General features: G+C 43.2%; 3 protein-coding genes. 1 reads left to right on the top strand and 2 read right to left on the bottom strand.

All coding sequences use genetic code 11. From position 1 onward, the window contains the following. Positions 1 to 845 precede the first annotated feature (845 nt). Positions 846 to 1061, bottom strand: a complete 216-nt coding sequence (locus PHF32_08610) for a hypothetical protein (GenBank protein ID MDD4560776.1) — start codon at positions 1059 to 1061, stop codon at positions 846 to 848. Positions 1062 to 1180: 119 nt separating this feature from the next. Further along, positions 1181 to 2482, bottom strand: a complete 1302-nt coding sequence (locus PHF32_08605; protein ID MDD4560775.1) for a T9SS type A sorting domain-containing protein — start codon at positions 2480 to 2482, stop codon at positions 1181 to 1183. A 338-nt stretch (positions 2483 to 2820) separates the two neighbouring features. Here PHF32_08605 and PHF32_08600 point away from each other — a divergent pair, with 338 nt between their 5' ends. Then, on the top strand, positions 2821 to 4227 hold the full coding sequence (locus PHF32_08600) for a deoxynucleoside kinase (protein ID MDD4560774.1): 1407 nt from the start codon (positions 2821 to 2823) through the stop codon (positions 4225 to 4227). Positions 4228 to 4414: the final 187 nt, after the last annotated feature.

Raw genomic sequence — 4414 nt, 5'->3', positions numbered from 1 at the left:
ATTTGAGGACATTTTATATTCCTCAGTTCTTATACTCTATCTAAGGCCAAGCGACCAACTACATTTTTTTTCATCTTCGTATCTCAGTCAAGTTCTTTTTCATAAATAGTCTACCTTGCTGTATGAGCGATTTTGGGATGGGAATAAGGGGGATGTCCATAAATATCCACATATTTCATAGCTAGTGTCATGTCAAGCTTGGCTCAGTAATGCAACAGCGACCGAAGGGAGCTTTTGAATCATACTCTTTCCCTTTGTTCTATGCAGTGTTGAAGCTGATATCAAGCCGTTATCATCCTGTGTTCACTCGATGATAACCCGATGATATCAGGTTCAAGTATCGATAAACCAGAGGAGGAATAAAGCTTTTGAACCGTTTGGTAGATTATCAGGCAAATTGGAGTATGGCAGCCCAGTAGAAAACGACATTCGTACCTTGACGAGTCAGTAGGATAATATAAGCGTTTTCATAAGGTAGCTTCCGTGTCCCCATAAATATGTGAAGCATTTATCTCGAATAATGCGATTGGGGTACATATGACCAGATGAATCTTATTGCATATTTGTTTACTATATGATCAAAATAGACTTCAATATCGGGTGTGGATTCTATGTATTGCCCGAAGTCCAAGCCACACCTTAACTTTTTACAGAGATAGAAAGCATAGGAACTCCGTACATTATTGTGGTTTGTATAAGGTAATCGAGTAGGGTGATGCTGGATGATCAAGTCCAGCATCATCCCTCTCACAGAACCGTGCGTACGGGTCTCGTACACGGCTCCTGATAATCCTTGTAATTACTCAACGTAGTTAAATAAAACACCGATCTTGATACTTGTTAAATCAAATAACTTCATCTCTTTGAACCACTTGTTGGGAAGAGCAAAACTCATATGGAAACAGGCAGAGTTTCTCCATCTCGTCATAGATATCTTCGGACATTCGCCTTTGAAGCCATTCCTGCGTAATTGTTTGTGGAAGGCTTTCCAGCTCTTCCATTCCCGCATCTTCTTCATCCGCAATCGCCTCCGTATCCATTCCAAACGCCCTTGATCTCATGTTGACTTCCCGCTGGTAAGGCGTCAGGACTTCTTTCAATCCATCGGCACAGAAAGTATTCTGGGCAAACCAAAAAAAGCCTTCGTAGTGAAGGCTCGTTCTTACCTTAATACTAGGGTTTATTTTATCTTGATTAATTTGGAAGAAACTGTGTTGCCATTCTGGTTTACTTTCAAGAAGTATATTCCAGTAGGGCATGTTTTGCCGGACTTGTCCGTGCCATTCCATACTACCACTTGACCAGGCTTGGATGAGTACTTACGAATCAATTGCCCGCGAAGGTTGTAGATACCGATATCAATCGGGGAAGCATCCTTGGATTCCGTTACCAGATTTACTTCATTCCGGAATGGGCTGGGATAAGCGTTCAATACCAGATTGGGAACAGAGATCAGATCTTCGACACTTGTGCCATACTGCTCCCAAGAGTAATCCATTCTACTGGTATCTGTCAAAGTATCGTACATGGGAACTTGCTCAATTTCGTAGCTTAGATTGCCGTTATCGTCGTAGAAATAGTTTATCCTATGTTCTGTGTACCAATTTTGGTTATCGTAGTATTCCACATTGTGCATAATTTTTTGCAGTTGGGAGTTATAAGTGATTTCCTCGTGGTTTTCCGGTATCCACTGCCCACCGTCCCAATAGAATATATCCAATTGAGTTATCAACCCCGGCAACATGAAGTTGTTATCGTTCATCATCATGATTGGTAAAGACTGAGACATATATTCAATGAACTCGGGACCAGTGGTTGTATCCTGGGCATGATACTGATACAGTTGCTTATTATTCGTTACCCAATTGACTGAATCCGCAGACGACACACTATGTTCTTCCATAACTCTTCCATTTTCATCACAAACAAAGGTAGTATGGAAATAAGGTGATTGACGATCATATTGTTCAGCTTCTTCCCAGCCATAAACTTCTACACAGCCCCCGTTCAGATATACCAGATGTATGCGGCTCATGGGAATCCAGACTCTGAGCCCCATCTCAGTTCTGTACATATACATGTGGGTTATGCGGTTCTGGTTATCAAATGTGGCCGTAAGTTTCAGGATCGGAAATAACATACCCTGTACATTCATACGGATTTCATTCTGAGTAATACGTCCCGCATTATTATAGCTTATATATGAAACCATTACGTTGGGAATCCAATCCCCAATACTCTCTTCCCAGCTATCCATGTGCATGGAATCAATCTGAGCGGTATTGTTTGAATTATAAAATGGACGAACCCTCATTTCTGGGATCCACTCGCTTCCTTCAGCATAGCTTTCAATCTGCTGAGACCAACGCCAGGCACGGGAAACGGGCATTACGTTGTTGTACGTGAACGGACTATCGAAGACACCGGCGAATATGATTACCGGTAGTAGTAGTACAAAAAAGGGTGTTATGATCTTCTTCATTTTTCGCCTCTCTCTTTTAATACTATATAGAATAACATCAATATACGCTGCCGTCAAGTTATTTCTTCTATTAACACAGATTCTATCCCACATCCATCGTTGTTTTCCCGCCAAATAAAGATATGGATGTTGCCAACCCTGAGAAAAGCCCTGCTTGCCTTATCCGTGCTACGCAATCAAAGAGCCTCTCAAAGACATCCTGAGCGGGGCTTGGGAGGAGTTCAAGTTGTGTTTGAGATGTGTAGAGGATATTAGACAGCTTGCCTGCTAAAAAGAATGTCTTGACTCGAATGACCGGGCAGAATTTTTGTAGGAAAAATCTGTTCCGAGGAGTGATAATGGAGAACATCTGCATAGGCATTGTGGGAAATATAGGCGTAGGCAAATCTACATTTATAGAAGCAGCCAGTACGGCACCGCTTAGTAAGACTCTTATCTCAGTATATCCCAAGGCTCATGGCACTGAAGGTGTGTATGCATTTCCGGAAAGGTTCAATCCCATTGTTCTGGATTCTTTCTATAAGGATCCTGTAGCAAATGCTTTTATGGCACAGATCGAGTTCTTCAACGGACGTTTGGATCGCCAGCGGCTAATACATTCATGCCGGGGTATCGTGCTGGAAGACCGGACCTTAGCAGAGGATTATCACATTTTCGGTAAAGCTCAGCGCATCCTTCAGAACATGTCTGAGCCGGAGTTTATCGCTTACCAGAGAACTTACAGGCTAATGACGGAACAGATAAAGGAACCAGACCTTTTAGTCTATTTCAGAGCTGATGTTCCAACGCTTTTAGATAGAATTAAAGAGCGTGGCCGCGAGAGCGAGCTGTCGATATCGGCAGATTATCTGAATCTGTTGAACAATTTATACGAAGACTTCATTGCCCACCACGTCAGTTGTCCCGTGCTGATAGTAGATGCTGATACCGCAATAGAAAAGTCCAAATGGCAGCGCCGTACCTTGAATCTGATTGCAGAACAAATCAAGTCCCTGGGGCTTCGCGTGTGCAGTCCCGGAATCAGTGAATGGGTATCTTTGCCGCAAACCGAGGCCACTCTGAAAGCAATTGATGCCGAACGCAACCTGGAGCAGTACCTGGCAGAACACCCAAAACTGATAGCCATTGCTGGAAACGTAGGTTTGGGAAAATCCACTCTCACTGCCATCATGGGACGCAGCCTGAAGATAAGCTGCCTCTACGAAAAGCCGGAAGAAAACCCTCTGTTGGAGAAGTTTTTGGGAAATAAAAAAGCCCATTGCTACGATCTGCAATTGCATTTTTTGGAGATGAGAGCCCAGCAAAGACGGCAGGGAAAGAGCGGCCAGATGAGCTATGTGAAAGATCGCTCCCTTCCCGAAGACCTTCTAGTATTTTGTAATCAGTTTCATGCAGATGGTTTGCTTACAGAGGATGAACTCGACAATCTGAGCACCCAATTCCAAACGGTAAACAGAGATCTCCCTTCCTCTGATCTGATAATCCTGTTGCATGGAAGCCCGTCTCTGGCTTGGGAACGAATTCAACAACGCGGCAGGGATATGGAGATCGAGGGCGGATGGCAGTTTTCAGAGATAAAGAATCTGAGTCGTTGGTACAAAGACTACTCTACAAACGTAGTAAAGCTTGGGTTTCATGATGGCCCAGTATTGGAGATCGATGTGGAGAAGCTTGACCTTACAAATCGAATTCACGTTGGCTATATCTTCGAAAGTGTGTTGGAAATCCTGAGCGCACAAGACTAGATTCTGATAGAAGACTGCGACCTCCGGTCGATTCACATGAAATCAGCTCCGCTGCTTATGTACTAATCTTTCCCAGTAGCCCATGTGATTGAGAGGCAGTAAAATAGCTTAAAATACTTCTTGACAAAAACACCTCGTATATTATTGTTGCTTTATGCTTTAGGCAAGGAATAACAACGAGGTGTTA

Source organism: Candidatus Cloacimonadota bacterium (assembly GCA_028706475.1).
Taxonomy (GTDB): domain Bacteria; phylum Cloacimonadota; class Cloacimonadia; order Cloacimonadales; family Cloacimonadaceae; genus UBA5456.
This window is presented reverse-complemented; position numbering and strand designations above follow the sequence as displayed.